Below are 20,232 nucleotides of genomic sequence, written 5' to 3' on the forward strand. Positions count from 1 at the left end.
GAGTATCCCACCAGCATCAGACCGCTGGTGCCGCCGGCCGCCATAATAAAAAACAGCGTGGCGAAGAAAGCTTTTTTAACATTCATGTGTAAAACCTGAGCTCGTGAACAGTGAGGCGGGGATAATAGCGCGCGCAAGGCAGCAGGCAAAGTGCCCGGCGTGCGTTTTTGTTATCAGGCAGGTTCGTGTAACCGCACGGCATAGCCCTGTTCCTGCCAGTGTGACAGCTGTTCCTGCTGGCGACGGGTCAGTTTTTTACCGGTAAAGACAAACATATTCATGCCGGGAAAGAGTTCGGGACGTGGCAAATCCAGCGGTTCTGCCAGCACATCAATCCGCCAGCCGTGCTGCGACAGACGCCAGCCTTCCAGCCAGATGCGGGTACGATCGTCGATGCCCCAGCCAATAATCAGCGCATCTTTACCCGATTTTTTGCGGCTGCCGGTCAGGCAAAACGCGACATAGTCGATCAGCACACCATCAAGCAAACTGCACATCGTGCGGGCGGTGTTCTGGTCCAGACTCAGTTTCTGGCGCACCGGCATAAAAACGTGGTCAATCAGCTCATCAATCGGATGCTCGCGGCCAATCGCGGCAATTTTATTACGAAGTTTAGCGGGTCTGACGTGACGCAGTACGCTGATCAGCTCATCCTGCAGTGTGGTCCAGCCGTCATGGGCATCAACATCGCCACCTTCCAGCAGTGCCTTAACTTTACCGACCGGCACGCCGCTTTCAATCCAGCGCATGATCTCTTCAATGCGCTGAACATCTTCTTCATCAAACTGGCGATGCCCGCCTTCGGTACGCTGCGGCTTCAGTAAGCCATAACGACGCTGCCAGGCGCGCAGGGTGACTGGGTTTATGCCACAGCGCTCGGCAACGTCACCGATACTGTATAAGGTCATAAATTCCTCTTTCGATTGGTCTGAGTGCCGTTACCATAACGAAGCAGATTAAGTTGTACAATACATTTCTCAATGTACAACTTGACGGAGAGGGCGTTGCCAGGCTATATCTCAAATAAGAGAATTATTCCCAAATATGAGAAAAACCATGTCGAAGTTGAATACTGAGCAACGACTGGCGGTGCGGCTGGCAGAATTACGCCTGCAACGCGGCTGGTCGCTGGATGAACTTTCTGTCGCAACAGGCATCAGCCGCGCGTCATTATCGCGCATTGAGCGAGGCGAGACCAGCCCTACTGCTGCACTGCTTAACCGGCTGTGTGTCGCCTACGGCTTAACGATGTCGCGCCTGCTCAGTGAAGTGGAGGAAGAGTCCAGTCTGTTGGTCAGAAATGATCAGCAGCCGGTGTGGCAGGATGATGTCAGCGGATTTATTCGCCGCACTCTTTCACCCCCTGCACTTCATTTCAGATGCGAACTGGTTGAGGCTACATTACGGCCTGGTGCGCGTATTGATTACGATGCGCCACCCATCCAGGGACTGGAGCAGCATATCTGGCTGCGCGAAGGCGGTCTCACCATCACGATGGGATCTCAGCAGTGGACCTTGCAGCCTGGCGACTGCTTACGTTTCCATCTGATTGGAAAATCGGCTTTTGAGGCGCACCTGACCGACGGCGCGCGCTATTTACTGGTGGTGGCGAAACCATGATTGATTACGCAATACTCAGCGCGACGCAGGCGCAACAGCAGGTGGACGAACTGACCGGCGTTTTGCAGGCCTGCGTGGCAGACGGCGCCAGCGTCGGCTTTGTTGATGCCGACGACGATGAGGCCATGACGCGATTCTGGCAGCAGCGGATCGGCAGTCTGTCAGACGGCGACAGCGAACTCTTCGTCGCCCGTCAGCACGGTCGCATCGTGGCGACAGTGATCCTGAGTTGCAGCGCCATGCCCAACGGTCGCCACCGGGCGGAGATCAGCAAATTGCTGGTGCATCCGCAGGCGCGCCGTCAGGGCATCGCCCGTGAACTGATGCAGCGTGCCGAGCAGCGGGCACGGGTGCAGGGCAAAACCCTGCTGGTGCTGGATACGCGCAGCGGCGATGTCGCCAGCGACCTCTACCGTTCGCTGGGCTGGCAGGTAGCGGGCTCGATCCCATTTTATGCGGAATCGACCGCAGGCGTGCTGGATGCCACCACCTATATGTACACAGTGCTGGCGTAAATCACCGCCGTCGGGCAATGGCTGAAATTTACGACGGCGCACGAAAAATTCGGCGCGAAAGCTGACGCCGTCGGGATACTGTGTAAAAATACAGGCCATTTTTTCGGTGTGGTAATGCAAATCATGGCCCTGACAGCCGCAGTAAAAAGCCAGATAGCGCAGTGGTACAAAGCGCTTCAGCAGCAGGTGCCTGATTTTATCCCGCGTGCGCCGCAGCGCCAGATGATTGCCGAAGTGGCGAAATGTCTGGCGGGCGACGATTCGCGCCATCTGGCGGTCGAAGCGCCGACCGGCGTGGGCAAAACCCTCTCTTATCTGATTCCGGGCATCGCGGCCAGCCGCGCTCAGGAAAAGCAGCTGGTAATCAGCACCGCTAACGTGGCGCTGCAGGATCAAATTTTCACCAAAGATCTGCCGCTGCTGAAGAAAATTATCCCCGATCTCACTTTCACCGCTGCCTTTGGCCGCGGGCGTTATGTCTGTCCGCGCAATCTGGCGGCGATGGCGGCCGATGACGACCAGCAGGGCGATCTGCTGCTTTATCTGGATGATGATGCCGTCAGCAGCACCAAAGAAGAGCAGACCCAGTGTGGCCTGTTACAGAAATCGCTGGATCGTTACCAGTGGGACGGCCTGCGCGATCACAGCGAGGAGAACGTCAGCGACAGTCTGTGGCAGCGCCTCTCCACCGACAAAGCGAGCTGTCTTGGCGCGCACTGCCACTGGTATCGCGAATGCCCGTTTTTTGTGGCGCGGCGCGAGATCGAGCAGGTGGATGTGGTGGTGGCGAACCATGCGCTGGTGATGGCAGCGATGGAGAATGAGTCGGTGTTGCCGCCCGCTAAAAATCTGATGCTGGTGCTGGATGAAGGGCATCATCTGCCGGACGTGGCCCGTGATGCGCTGGAGATGAGCGCCGACATTACGCCAGGCTGGAGCAGCCTGCAGCTTGATCTGTTTATCAAGCTGGTAGAAAGCATCATGACGCAGATGCGGCCAAAATCGCCGCCGCCGCTGGCTAATCCGGAGCGGCTGAAAGCGCATTGTGATGAGCTGCGCGAACTGCTGGCTATCACTGCTCAGGTGCTGAATCCGCTGCTGCCGCCGCATAATCAGCCGGGCGAATTCCGCTTTGTGCTGGGCGCGCTGCCGCAGGATCTGCTGGATCTCTGCGCCCGGCTGTTCAAACTTAGCGATGCCCTGCGCGGCCTGAGCGAAGGCCTGATTAATGCGCTCAGCGAGCAAACCGGCAAGGTGGATGTGGTGAGGCTGCATCGCAATCTGCTGCAGCTTAATCGCCAGTTTGGCTGGTTCGAATCGGTCAGCAAACTGTGGCGGCTGGCGGCGATGGAAAAAGCCTCTGGCGCACCGGTGTCGAAGTGGATCACCCGCGAGCTGCGCGAAGGACAGGCGCACCTGCTGTTTCACTGCGCCGGGATCCGCGTCAGCGATCAGCTGGAAAAGATGCTGTGGCGCAAAATTCCGCACGTTGTTGTCACCTCCGCCACGCTGCGGTCGCTCAACAGCTTCAATCGCTTGCAGGAGATGTCAGGGCTCAGCGAGAAAGCGGGCGACCGCTTTGTGGCGCTCGACTCCCCCTTCAACCACGTGGAGCAGGGCAAGCTGGTGATCCCGCAGATGCGCTTTGAGCCGCTGATGACCCATGAAGCGGAACACATCGCGGAGATGGCCGGTTTCTTCCGTCAGCAGATGGCGGAGAAAAAGCACAAGGGCGTGCTGGTGCTGTTTGCCAGCAACCGGGCGATGCAGCAGTTTGTCACCTGCCTGCCCGACCTGCGTCTCTCGATGCTGGTGCAGGGCGATCAGCCGCGCAGCCGCCTGGTCGATCTGCATCGTCAGCGCGTAACCAAAGGGGAAACCAGTATTCTGATTGGTCTGCAGTCGTTTGCCGAAGGACTCGATCTGAAAGGCGACCTGCTGAGCCAGGTGCATATCCACAAAATCGCTTTTCCCCCGGTAGACAGTCCGGTAATTTTGACCGAAGGCGAGTGGCTGAAAAGCCTGAAGCGCTATCCGTTTGAGGTGCAGAGCTTACCCAGCGCCTCATTCACCCTGATTCAACAGGTCGGACGCCTGATTCGCAGCCATCAATGTTATGGCGAAATTGTTATTTACGACCGCCGCCTGCTGAGCAAATCCTACGGCAGCCGGTTATTAGCGGCGCTGCCGATCTTCCCGATTGAGCAGCCGAAAACGCCAGAGCCGGAAGCGATCCCGGCCACCGTGGCGCCAAAAAACACGGTGCGGAAACGATGTCCCACGCGGCGCTAAGCGCACTTAACCGGAAGCGAGTGATGGAACTGAATAAAATTATTAAAGAGATCGGTCGCGGTAAAAATCATGCCCGCGATATCGATTTTGATACCGCGGTGGCGCTCTATGGCGCGATGCTGGCGGGCGAGGTGCCGGACCTGGAGCTGGGCGGCATCCTGATTGCGCTGCGTATTAAAGGCGAAGGTGAAGCGGAAATGCGCGGTTTTTATCAGGCGATGCAGGCGCAAATGATGCAATTGCGTGCGCCGGAAAACCGGCCGATGCCGGTGGTGATCCCCAGCTACAACGGTGCGCGCCGGCAGGGTAATCTGACGCCGTTGCTGGCGCTGCTGCTGGTGAAACTCGGCTTCCCGGTGCTGGTGCATGGTGTCAGCGATGACGCGACCCGCGTCACCAGTGAAGCGGTGTTTGCCGCGCTGGGTATCGAACCTGTGACGACCGCAGAGGCGGCGCAGGCAAAAATCGATCAGGGCCTGGCATTTATCACCATCGATCACCTCTGTCCGCCGATGGCGAAACAGCTCTCTTTGCGCTGGCGGATGGGCGTGCGTAATAGCGCGCATACTCTGGCAAAACTGGCGACGCCGTTTGCGGAACGTGCGGCGCTGCGGCTGTCGAGTGTGTCACATCCAGAGTATGTGCCGCGTGTGGCAAAATTCTTCAGTGACATTGATGCACCCGCGATACTGCTCAATGGCACCGAAGGAGAAGTCTATGCGAATCCACAGCGCTGTCCGGCGATCAGCATGATTCAGGGCGCGGGATCGGAAGCGGAAGTGTGGGTTGAGCGTCAGCCCGAGGTCGCGGTTGAACTGCCAGCAGACAAGACGGCAGAAGTGACTGCGCGCTGGATTGAACAGGTGCTAAATCAGCAGCGTCCGGTGCCCGCGTCACTGAGACTGCAACTCGCCTGCTGCCTGCGCGCCAGTGGCCAGTGCGACTCGCTGGCGGCGGCAGAGCAGCAGATCCTCGCCGCCGGGTACTGACTCAGGATGCTGGCAGCGCCTGTTCAACCAGCTTTTGCCAGAAGGTAATACCGATGGGCAGCAGTGCATCGTTGAAGTCATAGCGGGCATTGTGCAGCGGGGCGGAAGGCGTTTCGCCATCCGCGCCCAGCCAGAAGTAAGCGCCGGGACAGGCCTCCATCATGCAGGCAAAATCCTCTGACGCCATCGAGGGATTGACCTGCCAGTGAACCTGTTCTGTTCCCAGCGTTGCCAGCGCCACATCGCGCACCTGCTCAGCCGGGCCCGCATGGTTGGCGGTGACCGGATAGCCTGGCAGCCAGTCAATCTCCCCGCTGACGCCAAACGGACGCGGCAGAGTAGCGACAAACTCATCAATCAGCCCGCGTACTTTTTCGCGCACGTTGGTCTGCAGACAGCGCACCGTGCCGCGCAGCACAATCTGTTCCGGGATCACGTTGATTGCTTCGCCACCGTGGATCTGCGTCACGCTGACCACCGCTGAAGCGAGCGGCGAGAGCCGACGTGACGGAATCGTCTGCAGCGCCAGAATCAGTTCGGCCGCCACCACCATCGGGTCGGCCCCGCTTTCCGGCATCGCCGCGTGGCAGCTTTTGCCGTGCAGCGTAATTTCAAATGAATCCAGCGACGCCATCATCGCGCCAGGGTTAACCGCCAGTGACCCCAGCGGCAACCCTGGCCAGTTGTGCATCGCGTAAATCGCATCCATCGGGAAGCGCTGAAACAATCCCTCTTCCACCATTTTGCGCGCACCGCCCAGATTCTCTTCGGCAGGCTGAAAAATGAAATGAACCGTGCCGCTAAACTGGCGCGTGGCGGCCAGCTGCCGGGCAGCGGCCAGCAGAATGGCGCTGTGACCGTCGTGTCCGCAGGCGTGCATCACGCCGGGCGTCGCGGAACGCCACTCAGCGGTCCCTTTTTCCGTAATCGGCAGCGCATCCATATCTGCACGCAGCCCGATAACCGGGCCGGGACCGTTTTCCAGCGTGCCGATAACCCCGGTGCCCGCCAGGCCACGAAACACCTGCAATCCCGCCCGCGCTAACTCTTCAGCGATAAACTGGCTGGTTTGCTGTTCCTGGTAACCTAATTCGGGGTGGAGATGAAACGCACGGCGCCAGCGCAGGGCATCTTCAAGCAGGGCAGGGGAAAGGGTCATGCAGAATCGCGCTCCATACAGAATGAGAAGATTTCACTTTAGAGGTCGGGTGGCGCTGCGTCTATCGCCGGCAGGACGAAATCTGGCTATAGGCTAAATCAAAATGGAATAAGTAATAAGGAAGTGATGTCCGGGCAGGGCTTCAGGATGGAAAAAAGCGAAGAAAATGGGGCAAGCTGCTGCTCGCCCCGTTCAACGTATTACTTCTGCATCGGCAGGTTCAGGCCATGCTCTGTGGCGCAACGCTGCGCCAGCTCATAACCTGCATCGGCGTGGCGCATCACCCCGGTGGCCGGGTCGTTCCATAATACCCGACCCAGCCGCGCATCAGCCTCTTTGCTGCCGTCACAGACAATCACCACGCCGGCGTGCTGCGAGAAGCCCATGCCGACACCGCCGCCATGATGCAGGCTGACCCAGGTCGCACCGCCTGCGGTATTCAGCAGCGCGTTCAACAGCGGCCAGTCTGAAACTGCATCTGAGCCATCTTTCATTGCTTCGGTCTCACGGTTAGGGGAGGCGACCGAGCCGCAGTCGAGATGGTCGCGGCCAATCACCACCGGCGCTTTCAGCTCGCCGTTGCGTACCATTTCGTTGAACGCCAGACCGGCAAGATGTCGTTCGCCCAGTCCCAGCCAGCAGATGCGTGCAGGCAGCCCCTGAAAGGCGATGCGCTCCTGCGCCATATCAAGCCAGCGATGCAGCGTTTTGTGGTGCGGGAACAGTTCTTTGAGTTTGGCGTCGGTCTTGTAGATATCTTCTGGATCGCCGGACAGCGCCACCCAGCGGAACGGGCCTTTTCCTTCGCAAAACAGTGGACGAATGTAGGCTGGCACAAAGCCAGGGAAGTCGAAGGCGTTGCTGACACCCTCATCCAGCGCGACCTGACGGATATTGTTACCGTAATCCACGGTCGGGATGCCCATATGACAGAAGTCGAGCATCGCCTGCACATGGACCGCCATAGACGCCCGTGCCGCTTTCTCTACAGCCTTCGGCTGTGCATTGCGCGCCTGCTGCCAGCGCGCCAGGTCCCAGCCAATCGGCAGGTAGCCATTAATCGGATCGTGTGCCGAGGTCTGATCGGTCACGATGTCCGGTTTTGGCCCGCCTGACCGGGCGCGTTTCACCAGCTCCGGCAGGATTTCGGCGGCATTGCCCAGCAGCCCGACCGAAATCGCTTTTTTCGCTGCGGTCGCTTCGCTGATTAACGCCAGCGCTTCATCCAGCGTAGTGGCTTTGTAATCCACATAGCGGGTACGCAGACGGAAATCGATGCGTGACTCCTGACACTCAATCGCCAGCACACAGGCCCCGGCCAGCACACCCGCCAGCGGTTGCGCGCCGCCCATGCCGCCCAGCCCGGCGGTGAGGATCCAGCGTCCACTGAGGTCGTTATTGTAGTGCTGACGGCCCGCTTCCACGAAGGTTTCGTAGGTGCCCTGCACGATGCCCTGCGCGCCGATATAGATCCAGGAACCGGCCGTCATCTGGCCGTACATCATCAGGCCCGCTTTATCCAGCTCATGGAAGTGATCCCAGGTCGCCCAGTGCGGCACCAGATTGGAGTTCGCCAGCAGCACGCGCGGTGCATCCGCGTGGGTGCGGAAGATGCCGACCGGCTTGCCGCTCTGGATCAGCAGAGTTTCATCCGGCTGCAGTGCCCGCAGCGAACGCAGGATCTGCTCGAAGCACGCCCAGTTACGCGCCGCCTTACCGATGCCGCCATACACCACCAGATCTTCCGGCCGCTCGGCAACATCGGGATCGAGGTTGTTCTGAATCATGCGGTAAGCGGCTTCAATCAGCCAGTTGGCGCAGTGCAGCGTGGTACCGTGAGGCGCGCGAATTTCACGTGCCACAGCCTGAGAAAGAGTTTCGCTCATGGAAGATTCCTTTAATTCAAGAAGTTGGGCGCATGCTCGGCAGCAGCGCGGTCAATGCCTGAGGCCAGTCAGTGCGACTTGCCCACTGACGCATTGCCTCGATATCGGGCGCCAGCAGGCGATCCTCCTCCAGGAAGGCGACCTGCTCGCGAATGGTGTCGATGGCCTGCTCAATCAGCGCAGAGCTTTTCAGCGGCCGGTTGAATTCGATGCCCTGTGCAGCGGCCATTGCCTCAATGCCGACCACCGCGGCGCTGTTAAAGCACATGCTGCCGAGACGGCGCGCGGCGTAGGTTGCCATCGAGACGTGATCCTCCTGGTTTGCGGAGGTCGGCAGACTGTCGACGCTGCCCGGATGGGCCAGCGATTTGTTCTCAGAGGCCAGGGCTGCGGCAGTTACCTGGGCAATCATAAAGCCGGAGTTTACGCCACCGTCGCGCACCAGGAAGGGCGGCAGACCCGACAAGCCGCTGTCCAGCAGCAACGCCAGTCGCCGCTCGGAGATGGCCCCGACTTCGGCAATTGCCAGCGCCAGGATGTCCGCGGCAAAGGCCACTGGTTCGGCGTGGAAGTTACCGCCGGAGATCACATCGCCGCTGTCGCTGAACACCAGCGGGTTGTCAGAGGCCGCGTTCGCTTCGATTTCCAGAATCCGCGCCGCATGGCTGACGTTGTCCAGGCAGGCACCCATCACCTGCGGCACGCAGCGGATGGAGTAGGGATCCTGAACGCGGCCGCAATGCGTATGCGACAGCACTATTTCACTGCCCTCAATCAGGGTGCTGACGGCAGCGGCGACCGCAATCTGACCCTGCTGACCGCGCGCCTGATGGATACGGGCGTCGAACGGTTTTAGCGAGCCTTTAATCGCCTCCAGCGACAGCGCACCGGCCATCAGACCGGCGGCAAACAGGTTTTCACCCTCAAACAGGCCGCGCAGCGCCAGCGCAGTTGAGACCTGGGTGCCGTTAAGCAGCGCCAGTCCCTCTTTCGGGCCGAGTACAAACGGCGACAGGCCCACGCTTGCCAGTCCCTCGGTGGCGGGGACCAACTCACCCCTGAGCCGTACCTGACCTTCGCCCAGCAGCATCAGCGACATGTGCGCCAGCGGTGCCAGATCGCCGGAGGCACCGACCGAGCCTTTTTCCGGGATGCAGGGCATTACGCCCGCATTGAACAGCGCCAGCAGCGCCTCAACCAGTTCGATTCGCACGCCAGAGTGACCGCGTGCCAGGCTGATGATTTTGGTGGCGACCACCAGACGGGTGACATTGTCGGGCAACAGATCGCCCAGCCCGACGCTGTGTGACAGCACCAGGTTACGCTGCAGATCCGCCAGCCGGCTGGCCGGGATTTGCGTCTGCGCCAGCTTGCCAAAGCCGGTATTAATGCCATATACCACGTTACCGGAGGCGACAATCGCATCCACGGTCTGCTGCGCCGCCGCAATTGCCTGACGCGCGGGCTCATCAAGCGTCAGCGTGACGTTACCCTGATAGATAGCGCGTAATGTTGCGAGGTCCACCTCGCCTGGCACCAGGTGCAAAACCTGAAACGAACCTGACATAGTCTACTCCTGTCTATACAAGTGTGCTGGTATGGCTAAACTGCTCTCCTTGCCCTGAACCAGCGGAATAATACGAGTGAAACATAAGCGTTAATTCTTGTCTATGCTTGTCTATACAATCAAAATGAGTAAGCAAGTGCCGTGCCAGGCCGATCACAAAAATCGATTGCCCGCCCGCTGTGGGTTGACTAATTAGCGCTACTCAGAGGCTGCACCATCAGGATGCGCAGGCTGCACCATTGGAGCACCGTGCAGCGTACTGGATGTATATACATTCACACGGTGAGACAGTAAACTTAGGGGACTTTCAGCATAAGGAACAGCAAATGGTTGAGCATACGGCACTGGCACAACTGGCGGCGGCAATGAGCGATGAGCCTGCCCCGATTTATCAGCGGGTGAAGCAGGCCATCGTCGGTCAGATCCGCGAAGGTTTGTGGAAAGCGAATCAGCGTGTGCCATCAGAAAGTGAACTGGTTAATGAACTGGGCGTTAGCCGTATGACCATTAACCGGGCACTGCGTGAACTGACCAGCGAAGGCTTTCTGGTGCGAATGCAGGGCGTCGGAACCTTCGTGGCGGAGATGAAAGGCTACACCGCCATGCTGGAGGTACATAACATCGCCGATGAGATCGCTCAGCGCGGCCATCAGCACAGCTGCAAAATCCTCGCCATCGGCCAGGACAAAGCCGATCCTGAGCAGGCGGCGGTACTGGGACTGACCACCGGGCAGACGCTCTATCATTCGCTGATTGTGCATTACGAAAATGATCTGCCGGTGCAGCTGGAGGACCGCCTGGTGAATCCGCTGGTCGCGCCCGATTACCTGACGCAGGATTATCAGCAGATGACGCCTTACACCTATCTGATGCGCGTTGCGCCGCTGACGGCGGGCGAGCACATTGTTGAAGCGGTGCTGCCCGATGCGCGTCAGCGTAAACATCTGTCGGTGGATGAACACGAACCCTGCCTGCTGATTCGCCGTCAGACCTGGAGCGACACTAAAATCGTGACCTATGCGCGGCTGCTCTATCCTGGCTCTCGTTACAAACTGCTGGGCCGCTTCAGAGGACACGGTTAAGAGCCGAGCCCATTAGGCTATTTTATTTGTCAGTCTGAACCTGGGCAGTGCTCACAATCCTCACGTACTACGTGTACGCTCCGGTTGTTCCGCGCTGTCCGTGTCCAGACTACCTGCAACAATTACGCCTACTGGGATAGGCTCTGAGTCGGGTAAACAGCAGCCGGGCATCGGTATCGCATGGGTTGAGTTGCGTTTCTTCATCGACCCACCACACGCCCTGTTGCGCGGTCAGCCGCTCCCCGTCAGCCGTCTGCCAGGCGCCAGCCAGCACCCAGGCGACACCATGCAGAGTGCTGACCGGCGTGGTGACCACCCCGACCGTTGCCTGCCATTCCCCGCGCCGCGTCATGATATTAAAATCTTCGCTGACGCTGCCCTGCAGCTTCGCCGTTAAGGCCCGTTCCCCGGCAAACGCCCAGGGCTGCTGTGTGGTTAACAGGTGCTGCACGCCCGGTGCGGTCAGCAACACCGGATCGCCATGCAGCAGGGTAATTACCCGATCAATGCCCGGAAAGGCAGAGAAGGGACCATTCTGCGCCAGCGTCGCAATGCTGGCGCGCCAGCCGAACCGCTCCGCGCCGGGCGGAAAGCGGATGATTTCGCGGGTTTCGCCGCCGCCGTTGCGCCAGCGGCTGACCGCCAGCTCCGCGTACGTGAACCGGGCGATCATCGCAGCGCCGCCATCGCCTGAGCAAAGCGGGCGGCACACGCCGTCTGGTGCGGATGCACCCCCTCTTCCACCACGGCTTTACCCGCCACATACACGTCCCGAATCTGATCCCGCTGCCCGGCAAAGAGCCAGCGGTTGAGTACGGCGTGCGACCCGACGCTGCCGAGCCACGCCTCATCCCGCAGCACCAGCCAGTCTGCACGTTGTCCCACCGCCAGCGTGCCCTGCTGAATGCCACACGCCTGCGCACCGCCCGCTGCGGCCTGTTGCCACAGCAGATCGCCTACCGACGGGTGGCCGGGCAGGGTCATCCGGTTGCGGCGCTGGTCGCGCAGTCGCTGAGCATACTCCAGCCAGCGCAGCTCCTCTTGGGCGCTCAGCGAGACGTGACTGTCAGAGCCGATGCCCCAGCGTCCGCCCTGCGCGATGTACTCCACGGCTGGAAAGATGCCGTCTCCGAGGTTGGCTTCGGTGGTCGGGCAGAGACCCGCCACTGCGCCGCTGCGGGCGAGACGCGCCAGCTCACTCTCATCCAGATGGGTGGCGTGGATCAGGCACCAGCGCGCATCCACCGCAAAGCGGTTCAGCAGCCAGGCCACCGGGCGCTCGCCGCTCCATGCCAGCGAGTCATTCACCTCTTTCTGCTGTTCAGCCACATGGATATGTACCGGCAGCGTCGGATCACTGGCCGCCAGCACGTCCTGCATCTGGCTTTCACTCACCGCCCGCAGCGAATGAAAACAGAGGCCATGGTTCAGCAGTGGCCTTTGCTGCTGCCACGCATCAAGCCGCACCAACTGCTGCAGATAGCGATCGGTCTGCTGGATAAAACGCTTCTGACCCGCCGATGCGGGCTGGCTGCCGAAGCCGCTGTAGCTATAGAGCACCGGCAGCAGCGTCTGGCCGATACCGGCGATCTCCGCCGCTTCAATCAGTTGTTGCAGCATCGCATCATCACGGTAAGGCGCACCCTGTGTGTCATGGTGCAGGTAGTGAAACTCTGCCACCTGGGTGTAGCCGCCTTTCAGCATCTCGATGTAGAGAAGGGCGGCAATATCGCCCACCTGTTGCGGCGTCAGGCGCTGGACCATGCGGTACATCAGATCCCGCCACGTCCAGAAACTGTCCTGAGGATCGCCCGCCACTTCAGCCAGACCCGCCATGGCACGCTGGAAGGCGTGCGAGTGCAGGTTGGCGATTGCCGGGATCACCTCGCCGTTGAGCCGGATAGCCTGATCAGCGTGGCTATCCGGGGTAATGGCGTCGATAAAACCGGCCTGATTGACCGTGATACGCACCTGCTGCTGCCAGCCCTCCGCCAGCAATGCACGCGGGGCAAAAAAAGTCGCCATGGTTGATCCTCATCGGATGTAGTTGTATATACATATACATACTTTGAGGCACAGTGTAAACGGCGGAGGCATGAGGCAGCAATGGCAGAAGAGATGCGCGTAGAGACGGTGTGGACCGGGGCTGACCTGGTCACCATGCGTGACGGAAAGTACCATCTTATCCCGCAGGGTGCGCTGGCGGTGCGGGCGGGCAGGCTGGTGTGGGTCGGGCCGCAGGCGGAGATGCCCGCGTTCGTCGCCGACCAGCATCATCATTTGCCGGGCGGCATCGTGACCCCGGGGCTGGTGGATTGTCATACCCATCTGGTGTTTGGCGGCGACCGCAGCCAGGAGTTTGAACAGCGCCTGAATGGCGTCAGCTATGCAGAGATTGCCGCGCAGGGCGGTGGCATTCTCTCAACCGTGCGCGCTACCCGCGCCGCCACTGAAGAGGAACTGGTGGCATCGGCCCGCTGGCGGCTAAACCGCCTGCTGGCAGAAGGCGTCACTGCCGTGGAGATTAAGTCCGGCTATGGCCTGGATGAAGAGAGCGAACTGCGGATGCTGCGGGCGATTCGTCAACTGGGTGAGAGCGTGGCCGCCGATGTCCACGCCACCTGTCTGGCGGCACATGCTTTTCCGCCGGAGTTTAAGCACGACCCGGATGGCTGGGTCGATATCATCTGCGAACGGCTACTGCCGCAGGTGCAGGCACTGGGACTGGCGGATGCGGTGGATGCATTCTGCGAGCATCTCGCCTTTTCACCGCAGCAGGTGGCGCGGGTGTTTGATCGGGCGGTGGCGCTGGGCATGCCGGTGAAACTGCATGCGGAGCAACTCTCGGCGCTGGGTGGTGCAGCACTGGCGGCCCACTATGGGGCGCTCTCTGCCGACCACCTGGAATATGCCACCGAAGAAGATGCCAGAGCGATGGCACAGCATGGCACCGTAGCGGTGCTGCTGCCCGGCGCATTTTATCTGCTGCGGGAGACGCAGCGTCCGCCGGTGGATCTCTTCCGGCGCTATGGCGTGCCGATGGCGCTGGCCAGCGATGCGAATCCCGGCACCTCGCCTGCGCTGTCGCTGCGTCTGATGCTTAATATGGGCTGCACCCTGTTTGGCATGACGCCGGAAGAGGCGCTGGCGGGCGTCACCCTGTGGGGGGCAAAAGCGCTGGGGCTGGCTGAGAGTCACGGCTCGCTGGAGGCGGGAAAAGTGGCTAACTTCGTTCACTGGCCGCTGGCCCGTCCGGCAGAACTGGTTTACTGGCTGGGTGGTGAACTGCCCTGCACCGTTATCTATCGTGGGGAACCGCAATGAACCCTTTCCATTTTACCCAGGGCAGTCTGCCGCTGCTGGTCAGCATTCCCCATGCCGGTACCGAGCTGACGCCCGACGTGGAAGCCGGATTGAGTGAGGCCGCGCGCGGCTTACCCGACACTGACTGGCATATTCCGCTGCTGTATGATTTTGTACGTGATCTCGGGGCCAGCGTGTTAATTGGCCGTTACTCCCGCTTTGTGGTCGATCTCAATCGCCCGCCCGATAACCAGCCGCTCTACACCAGCGCCACGACCGGCCTGTTCCCGGAAACCCTGTTCGACGGCACACCGACCTTTGCGCCAGGCAAAACACCCGACGACACGGCGCGTCAGGGCTACATCGATCAGATCTGGCAGCCCTATCATCAGCAGCTCCAACAGGAGCTGGCGCGGCTCAAAGCGCAGCATGGCTATGTGCTGCTGTTTGACGCCCACTCTATCGCCAGTGAAATTCCCCGTCTGTTTGACGGCCGTCTGCCCGATATCAACATCGGTACCAACGACAGCGCAAGCTGTACGCCTGCAATGAGTGCGGCGCTGGAGGCCGTGTGCGCGGCGCAGAACGACTACAGCTGGGTAATTAACGGGCGCTTTAAAGGCGGTTACATCACCGCGCTTACGGTCAGCCGCAGCAGCAGATTGAGGCGGTCCAGCTGGAGCTGGCGCAGCTCAACTACATGGATGAAACGCCACCTTACGTGTGGCAGCAGGCGAGGGCTGCGCAGTTACAGAAACTACTGAAGTCGCTGATCCACGCAATGCTGATGCAGATTAAAGCGGAATAAACCCGCCACTGCGGTTCATCGCTGCGCTAATCGGGTGCAGGAGAAAGCACACAGCTTTCCTGTCCCCGTGTTTTCCCCGCCTGTTTCCGCTTTTGCTTAGCTGGATTAACCTTTGTTTAGTTGTATTTACACATCCAGCAGCGAACCCGATACGCAATAAATTCTGTCTTGCTCAAAAGTGATAAAGTCGGCCAAAAACTGCGCAGTGTTCAACTTGCCTGGACAGGACATATCATCCTGTGAAATTTATGTTAAATCTCGTCAGGGCGATCACCAGGCCGCTACTTTCAGGAGAACCGTATGACGCTTACTCTGACACTACGCTGGTTTCCAGCCTGCTGCTCTGTGGCGTCAGCGCCCAGGCCAAAGAGTGGAAGTCGATCACCATTGCCACCGAAGGCAGTTATAAACTTTGGAATCTCACCCTGCCAGGCGGCAAGCTCGCCGCTGATGATCCAGCATTTGCTGATCTACTCCGGTCTGAGGCAGTTTAGTGTCATCCGCCACAGTCTCTTCTGGCCGATTCTGCGTGAGCCCTTCACTTTTGCGGTGCTGGCGCTGACGCTCTGCACCGCCGCCTGATTGCGGAGATCCTGCGTGGCGTACTGCTGGCGGTGCCGCCTGGTCAGGTGGAAGCGGGAATGGCGTGCAGCAGGTCTCGCGGGCTGCTGCTGAGGTGCATTATCGCACCGGTGATGCTGCGTTACGCGCTGCCCGCTTAGCGATTGAGTATCTGCTGGCGGCGCAGGCGCTGGAGTTTCACGGTGAGTCATAGCTGGCAGCAGGCACGCGGCGCGCCTGGCAGCCGTTGCGGCAGGTTGTTGAGCGCTGGCAGCAGGATCGCTGGCTGGCACCCGACATCGCCCGCGCGGTGGCTCAGATTAAAGCGCATCGGGCCGATGCGCTTATGGGGTGAGGATTACTTGCGGCGTGCGTCCGGACGGACTAAATCAAAACGTTGCGCTTCGCTGATGCCGTAATAGGCGCTGGGGCCACCCGCGCGCAGAATCGGCTCGGCTTTAGCGGTCTGATAAATGCCCGCTGCCAGCAGCGATTCATCGATGTGAATTGCCACTGCTTCGCCCAGCACCAGCCAGCTGTCGATCAGATTGCCGCTGGCATCCTGCAACTGAATCAGTTGCGTCAGGCGGCACTCGAAGTTGACCGGGCTTTCTGCCACCAGACTGGCGCTGACCTGTGAAGCCGCCAGCGGCGTTAAACCGGCAAAGGCGAACTCATCCTGATCGGCAGGCAGCGAGGCGGAACTTTCGTTCATCGCTTCCGCCAGGGGACGGGTCGCCAGGTTCCAGACAAACTCTTTGGTCTCAGCAATATTTCTGACGCTGTCTTTCCAGCCGCTACTGGCGAAACCGATAATCGGCGGATGATAGTTGAAGCAGTTAAAGAAGCTGTAAGGTGCCAGATTGCGCTGGCCGCTGCTGCTCACTGAGCTAATCCAGCCGATCGGACGCGGCCCGATAATGGCGTTCAGCGGATCGTGCGGCAGACCGTGGCCAGCACGGGGTTGATAGGAATAGCGTTTCCGGGTCATAACGTCTCCAGCAGGGAATTTTATTTATCTTAGCCCGACAGCATCGCCCGACGGAATCGGAAAGAGGTAAGCGGAGGGTGCGGGTTTATTTTCCGCCGCCTACAGCGTATTGTACGCGCGCCTGAATAATTGAGAGAACGTATGAAAAAGTCAGCCAGCACGTCGCCGTTCCATGCCCGCAATCGCCATCAGGGCGAATACGATTTTGCCGCGTTAACCGCTGCCCATCCGCCGCTGAAAGCCAAAGTCCGGCCCAATGGTTATGGCGTGCAGTCCGTGGATTTCGCGGACCCGGAGGCGGTGATGCTGCTGAACCAGGCGCTGATCAAACTATTTTACGACATCGACTGGCAGCTGGCGCCCGGCTCACTCTGCCCGCCCGTGCCGGGACGTGCCGATTATCTGCACTACCTTGCCGATCTGCTGGCGCTGGATAACAACGGCGTGATCCCGACGGCGGACGTGCTGGATGTCGGCTGCGGCGCAAACTGCATCTATCCGCTGATTGGCGCGGCAGAATATGGCTGGCGCTTTACCGGCACCGAGGTTGATGAAGCCGCCATCAAAGCCGCTAACCGCATTGTTGCGGCCAATCCGCGCCTGACGCGCCAGATCCGTATGCGTCGTCAGAAAAACAGCGATGCAGTGCTGGCAGGTGTGGTCAGTAAAAATGAATTTTTCAATGCAGTGATGTGTAACCCGCCGTTCCACACCTCGGCGGAAGAGGCGGTAGCGGGATCGCAGCGTAAGGTCCGCAATCTCGGACTGGATAAGAGTGCGCCGCTCAACTTTGGGGGCCAGCACAATGAATTATGGTATCCCGGTGGTGAAAAGGGCTTTATCGGCAAGATGATCGCCGAGAGCGTGGCGCTGAGTCGTCAGATCGGCTGGTTTACCTCGCTGGTGTCGCGCAAAGAGAACTTACCGGCGCTGGAAAAACAGTTGCAGGCGCTCGATGTCGCAGAGCTGCGGGTGGTGAATATGGCGCAGGGGCAGAAGCAGAGCCGCTTCCTGGCGTGGAGTTTTATGCCTGCCGCCCAGCGCACTAAGCTTCTGAGTCGACTGGGGAATTGAGGCATCTCTTTACGCGGGTAACCGATCTATCTGCGGGCGAAGGGGAAAAGAACGGGCCGCGTTGCGGCCCGTTGTGATCAGGAGACGTGCTGCAGGAATTCGCGCAGACGCTCGCTCGGTGGGTTGCTGATCAGGCTGTCGGGATCGCCATCTTCCGCAATCCGGCCTTTATCAATAAAGATCAGCCGTGAAGCCACCTTCTGTGCGAAGCCCACTTCGTGCGTCACAATCACCATCGTCATGCCTTCTTCCGCCAGATCCTGCATCACCTTGAGCACTTCGTGACGCAGTTCCGGGTCGAGCGCTGAGGTTGGCTCATCAAACAGCATCATCTTCGGCTTAACCGCCAGCGCACGGGCAATCGCTACGCGCTGCTGCTGACCGCCGGAAAGCTCAGACGGGAAGTGGTGCGCGCGCTCCGCGAGGCCCACTTTGCCCAGCAGCTCACGCGCCAGCTGGCGTGCCGCCTCTTTGCTGGCACCGCGCACCCGGATGGGACCAAAGGCGACGTTGTCCAGCGCACTCATCTGTGGGAACAGATGAAACTGCTGAAACACCATGCCCGCTTCCTGACGAATCAGGCGGTCGTCGACTTTCGGGTCATTGACGCGCAGGCCATCGACAATCAGTTCGCCGCTGGTGATCTCTTCCAGCTTGTTAATGCAGCGCAGCAGGGTTGATTTACCGGAACCGGATGGGCCGATAATCACCACCACTTCGCCCTGGTTAATCTTCAGGTCAATATTGTGTAGCACCTGGGTCTGGCCAAAATGCTTGGAGACATCTTTAAACTCAATCACAGGATTTTCACCCTTTTCTCAATGCGGCGCAGCACAAAGCTCAACACCAGCGTAATAACCAGATAGATAATCGCGACGGCGCTCCAGATTTCCAGCGCGCGGAAGTTACCGGCAATAATCTCCTGACCCTGACGGGTCAGTTCAGCCACACCGATAACGATAAACAGCGAAGTATCTTTGATGCTGACAATCCACTGGTTGCCCAGCGGTGGCAGCATACGGCGCAGCGCCAGCGGCATAATCACGTAGCGCAGCGTCTCGCGGCTCGACAGGCCAAGCGCCAGTCCGGCTTCGCGGAAGCCCTTGTTGATCGACAGCACGGCACCACGGGTAATCTCGGCAATGTAAGCGCCGGAGTTAATCATGATGGTCACCACCGCCGCGCTGAAAGGATCAATGCGCAGGTCGGGGAACGCCATCGGCAGAGCAAAATAGATGAACATCACCTGCACCACGATAGGGGTGCCGCGAATGATTTCGATAAACACCAGGGCGATGTTATTGGTGATCCAGCCACCGTAAGCGCGGGCAAAACCGGCTACCAGTCCGATGAACAGGCCGCCGACCAGTCCAATAATTGAGATAATTAAGGTCAGTTTAGCGCCTTCAAGCAGCGCGGGCATGGCGGGCCAGATGACGCTCCAGTCAAACTCCATGGTGTCACTCCAGATATGTTGCGATGGAAAAAAGCAGGGAAAAGGTTTCCCTGCTGAAATCAGAATATGGGCACATTATTATTTCGGTTCGGTGCCGAACCATTTTTTATAGAGCGTGTTGTAGGTGCCGTTCTCTTTCAGGGTTTTTAGTGCGCCGTTTACTTTTTCACGTAAATCGTCGCTGCCTTTCGGGAAAGCGATACCATACTGCTGCGCTTCAATCGAATCGCCTACCGCTTTAAAGCGGCCTTTACCGGCGGTATGGATGAAGTAAAGGATGTTTGGTGTGTCATGCAGCACGGCGTCCGCACGGTTGGTGCCCAGCTCCATATAGGCGCTGTCGATATTCGGGAACTGACGCAGATCTTTGGATTTGATGTTGGCTTTCGCGTATTCCACGGAGCCGGTGCCGCTTTTCACTGCGACCACTTTACCGTTCAGATCGCTGATGCCTTTGATGTCGTTTTCATTGTTACGCACCATCACCTGCAGACCGCTCTTGTAATAGCCGTCAGAGAACTCAATCGCTTTTTTACGTTCTTCGGTAATAGTGATACCCGCCAGTGCCAGATCGACATTGCGTGTTTGCAGTGCAGGGATAATGCCGCTGAAGTCCATTGGCTTCAGGGTGTAATCGAGCTTCAGCTCTTTAGCAATGGCATCCCACAGATCCACATCAAAGCCGACATACTTGTCACCCTGCTTGAATTCAAACGGAACAAAAGCGGTATCCGTGGCGACGACCAATTTCTTGTCTGCTGCAGTTGAGGAGAGGGAGAAGGCCAGCGCCAGCGCGGCCACAGAAACTTTTAACAGTGACTTCATCATTTTTTCCTTTTTACTACCAGGCGGCAGGGCCTGCGTTTGCGGCTTGTCATATGAAAGAATTATGCCAACTTTACAAAATCCGCGAAATCAGAGAGTTAAAT

Annotated in this window: 17 protein-coding genes and 4 pseudogenes; 11 read left to right on the top strand and 10 right to left on the bottom strand. The window is 59.1% G+C overall.

Going from position 1 to position 20,232, the window contains the following annotated elements:
* Nucleotides 1–173: 173 nt before the first annotated feature.
* Complete coding sequence (locus WFO64_RS02095) at nt 174–908, bottom strand: MerR family transcriptional regulator (RefSeq protein ID WP_337008500.1); 735 nt, start codon at nt 906–908, stop codon at nt 174–176.
* Nucleotides 909–1,056: 148 nt separating this feature from the next.
* On the opposite strand from WFO64_RS02095, the gene WFO64_RS02100 reads away from it, so the two are divergent.
* The 4 genes from WFO64_RS02100 (at nt 1,057) to ybiB (ending at nt 5,416) form a co-directional block, all read left to right on the top strand.
* Complete coding sequence (locus tag WFO64_RS02100; protein WP_337008501.1) at nt 1,057–1,620, top strand: helix-turn-helix domain-containing protein; 564 nt, start codon at nt 1,057–1,059, stop codon at nt 1,618–1,620.
* Nucleotides 1,617–2,135 carry a GNAT family N-acetyltransferase gene (locus WFO64_RS02105; RefSeq protein ID WP_337008502.1) on the top strand — a complete coding sequence of 173 codons (519 nt, stop codon included), beginning with the start codon at nt 1,617–1,619 and terminating at the stop codon, nt 2,133–2,135. The genes WFO64_RS02100 and WFO64_RS02105 overlap by 4 nt, the downstream gene beginning before the upstream one ends.
* Nucleotides 2,136–2,258: 123 nt before the next feature.
* Complete coding sequence (gene dinG / locus WFO64_RS02110; protein WP_337009475.1) at nt 2,259–4,427, top strand: ATP-dependent DNA helicase DinG; 2,169 nt, start codon at nt 2,259–2,261, stop codon at nt 4,425–4,427.
* Between the two features lie 23 nt (nt 4,428–4,450).
* The gene (gene ybiB / locus WFO64_RS02115) at nt 4,451–5,416 is read left to right on the top strand and encodes a DNA-binding protein YbiB (protein ID WP_337008504.1); all 966 of its coding nucleotides are present in this window, start codon (nt 4,451–4,453) and stop codon (nt 5,414–5,416) included.
* A 1-nt stretch (nt 5,417) separates the two neighbouring features.
* On the opposite strand, the gene WFO64_RS02120 is transcribed toward ybiB, so the two are convergent.
* From WFO64_RS02120 to hutH, 3 genes are all read right to left on the bottom strand, one after another.
* The gene (locus tag WFO64_RS02120) at nt 5,418–6,575 is read right to left on the bottom strand and encodes a M20 aminoacylase family protein (protein ID WP_337008506.1); all 1,158 of its coding nucleotides are present in this window, start codon (nt 6,573–6,575) and stop codon (nt 5,418–5,420) included.
* A gap of 200 nt (nt 6,576–6,775) precedes the next feature.
* Complete coding sequence (gene hutU, locus WFO64_RS02125) at nt 6,776–8,461, bottom strand: urocanate hydratase (RefSeq protein WP_337008509.1); 1,686 nt, start codon at nt 8,459–8,461, stop codon at nt 6,776–6,778.
* A gap of 16 nt (nt 8,462–8,477) precedes the next feature.
* Entirely contained in the window at nt 8,478–10,028 is a 1,551-nt protein-coding gene (gene hutH, locus WFO64_RS02130) for a histidine ammonia-lyase (RefSeq protein WP_337008510.1), read from the bottom strand.
* Nucleotides 10,029–10,354: 326 nt separating this feature from the next.
* Here hutH and hutC point away from each other — a divergent pair, with 326 nt between their 5' ends.
* Nucleotides 10,355–11,110, top strand: coding sequence for a histidine utilization repressor (gene hutC, locus WFO64_RS02135; protein ID WP_337008512.1), 756 nt, complete (start codon nt 10,355–10,357; stop codon nt 11,108–11,110).
* Nucleotides 11,111–11,219: 109 nt separating this feature from the next.
* Here the strand turns inward: hutC and WFO64_RS02140 are convergent, their stop codons facing one another.
* Both WFO64_RS02140 and WFO64_RS02145 read right to left on the bottom strand, forming a co-directional pair.
* Complete coding sequence (locus tag WFO64_RS02140) at nt 11,220–11,783, bottom strand: HutD/Ves family protein (protein WP_337008514.1); 564 nt, start codon at nt 11,781–11,783, stop codon at nt 11,220–11,222.
* Entirely contained in the window at nt 11,780–13,135 is a 1,356-nt protein-coding gene (locus WFO64_RS02145) for a formimidoylglutamate deiminase (protein ID WP_337008516.1), read from the bottom strand. The genes WFO64_RS02140 and WFO64_RS02145 overlap by 4 nt, the downstream gene beginning before the upstream one ends.
* A gap of 81 nt (nt 13,136–13,216) precedes the next feature.
* Here WFO64_RS02145 and hutI point away from each other — a divergent pair, with 81 nt between their 5' ends.
* The 5 genes and pseudogenes from hutI to WFO64_RS02170 all read left to right on the top strand — a co-directional run.
* Entirely contained in the window at nt 13,217–14,434 is a 1,218-nt protein-coding gene (gene hutI / locus WFO64_RS02150; protein ID WP_337008518.1) for an imidazolonepropionase, read from the top strand.
* Nucleotides 14,431–15,221 (top strand): annotated as a pseudogene (gene hutG / locus WFO64_RS02155) (N-formylglutamate deformylase). The gene hutI and the pseudogene hutG overlap by 4 nt, the downstream one beginning before the upstream one ends.
* Before the next feature lie 248 nt (nt 15,222–15,469).
* Nucleotides 15,470–15,679, top strand: a pseudogene (locus tag WFO64_RS02160) (hypothetical protein); the annotation flags it as partial.
* A pseudogene (locus tag WFO64_RS02165) lies at nt 15,663–15,940 on the top strand (ABC transporter permease); the annotation flags it as partial. The pseudogenes WFO64_RS02160 and WFO64_RS02165, both read left to right, overlap by 17 nt.
* Nucleotides 15,940–16,137: pseudogene (locus WFO64_RS02170) on the top strand (histidine ammonia-lyase); the annotation flags it as partial. The pseudogenes WFO64_RS02165 and WFO64_RS02170, both read left to right, overlap by 1 nt.
* A 3-nt stretch (nt 16,138–16,140) precedes the next feature.
* Here the strand turns inward: WFO64_RS02170 and WFO64_RS02175 are convergent.
* Nucleotides 16,141–16,773 carry a flavin reductase family protein gene (locus WFO64_RS02175; protein WP_337008520.1) on the bottom strand — a complete coding sequence of 211 codons (633 nt, stop codon included), beginning with the start codon at nt 16,771–16,773 and terminating at the stop codon, nt 16,141–16,143.
* Nucleotides 16,774–16,914: 141 nt separating this feature from the next.
* Here WFO64_RS02175 and rlmF point away from each other — a divergent pair, with 141 nt between their 5' ends.
* Nucleotides 16,915–17,847 carry a 23S rRNA (adenine(1618)-N(6))-methyltransferase RlmF gene (rlmF, locus tag WFO64_RS02180; RefSeq protein ID WP_337008522.1) on the top strand — a complete coding sequence of 311 codons (933 nt, stop codon included), beginning with the start codon at nt 16,915–16,917 and terminating at the stop codon, nt 17,845–17,847.
* 77 nt (nt 17,848–17,924) lie between these two features.
* Here rlmF and glnQ read toward each other — a convergent pair whose 3' ends face one another.
* From glnQ to glnH, 3 genes are all read right to left on the bottom strand, one after another.
* A complete protein-coding gene (glnQ, locus tag WFO64_RS02185) occupies nt 17,925–18,647 on the bottom strand; it encodes a glutamine ABC transporter ATP-binding protein GlnQ (RefSeq protein ID WP_010254327.1) in 723 nt (240 codons plus the stop codon).
* Complete coding sequence (gene glnP, locus WFO64_RS02190) at nt 18,644–19,303, bottom strand: glutamine ABC transporter permease GlnP (RefSeq protein WP_022625976.1); 660 nt, start codon at nt 19,301–19,303, stop codon at nt 18,644–18,646. Before glnP ends, glnQ begins: the two co-directional genes overlap by 4 nt.
* Before the next feature lie 78 nt (nt 19,304–19,381).
* On the bottom strand, nt 19,382–20,128 hold the full coding sequence (gene glnH, locus WFO64_RS02195; protein WP_010254333.1) for a glutamine ABC transporter substrate-binding protein GlnH: 747 nt from the start codon (nt 20,126–20,128) through the stop codon (nt 19,382–19,384).
* Between the last annotated feature and the right edge of the window lie 104 nt (nt 20,129–20,232).

The organism is Pantoea sp. AS142 (genome assembly GCF_037152305.1).
In the GTDB taxonomy this organism is placed as follows: domain Bacteria; phylum Pseudomonadota; class Gammaproteobacteria; order Enterobacterales; family Enterobacteriaceae; genus Pantoea.

What these genes read in the sequence shown, in the direction of transcription:
- WFO64_RS02095 (WP_337008500.1), bottom strand. Translation starts at nt 908, where the DNA reads ATGACCTTATACAGTATCGGTGACGTTGCCGAGCGCTGTGGCATAAAC.
- WFO64_RS02100 (WP_337008501.1), top strand. Translation starts at nt 1,057, where the DNA reads ATGTCGAAGTTGAATACTGAGCAACGACTGGCGGTGCGGCTGGCAGAA.
- WFO64_RS02105 (WP_337008502.1), top strand. Translation starts at nt 1,617, where the DNA reads ATGATTGATTACGCAATACTCAGCGCGACGCAGGCGCAACAGCAGGTG.
- dinG (WP_337009475.1), top strand. Translation starts at nt 2,259, where the DNA reads ATGGCCCTGACAGCCGCAGTAAAAAGCCAGATAGCGCAGTGGTACAAA.
- ybiB (WP_337008504.1), top strand. Translation starts at nt 4,451, where the DNA reads ATGGAACTGAATAAAATTATTAAAGAGATCGGTCGCGGTAAAAATCAT.
- WFO64_RS02120 (WP_337008506.1), bottom strand. Translation starts at nt 6,575, where the DNA reads ATGACCCTTTCCCCTGCCCTGCTTGAAGATGCCCTGCGCTGGCGCCGT.
- hutU (WP_337008509.1), bottom strand. Translation starts at nt 8,461, where the DNA reads ATGAGCGAAACTCTTTCTCAGGCTGTGGCACGTGAAATTCGCGCGCCT.
- hutH (WP_337008510.1), bottom strand. Translation starts at nt 10,028, where the DNA reads ATGTCAGGTTCGTTTCAGGTTTTGCACCTGGTGCCAGGCGAGGTGGAC.
- hutC (WP_337008512.1), top strand. Translation starts at nt 10,355, where the DNA reads ATGGTTGAGCATACGGCACTGGCACAACTGGCGGCGGCAATGAGCGAT.
- WFO64_RS02140 (WP_337008514.1), bottom strand. Translation starts at nt 11,783, where the DNA reads ATGATCGCCCGGTTCACGTACGCGGAGCTGGCGGTCAGCCGCTGGCGC.
- WFO64_RS02145 (WP_337008516.1), bottom strand. Translation starts at nt 13,135, where the DNA reads ATGGCGACTTTTTTTGCCCCGCGTGCATTGCTGGCGGAGGGCTGGCAG.
- hutI (WP_337008518.1), top strand. Translation starts at nt 13,217, where the DNA reads ATGGCAGAAGAGATGCGCGTAGAGACGGTGTGGACCGGGGCTGACCTG.
- WFO64_RS02175 (WP_337008520.1), bottom strand. Translation starts at nt 16,773, where the DNA reads ATGACCCGGAAACGCTATTCCTATCAACCCCGTGCTGGCCACGGTCTG.
- rlmF (WP_337008522.1), top strand. Translation starts at nt 16,915, where the DNA reads ATGAAAAAGTCAGCCAGCACGTCGCCGTTCCATGCCCGCAATCGCCAT.
- glnP (WP_022625976.1), bottom strand. Translation starts at nt 19,303, where the DNA reads ATGGAGTTTGACTGGAGCGTCATCTGGCCCGCCATGCCCGCGCTGCTT.
- glnH (WP_010254333.1), bottom strand. Translation starts at nt 20,128, where the DNA reads ATGAAGTCACTGTTAAAAGTTTCTGTGGCCGCGCTGGCGCTGGCCTTC.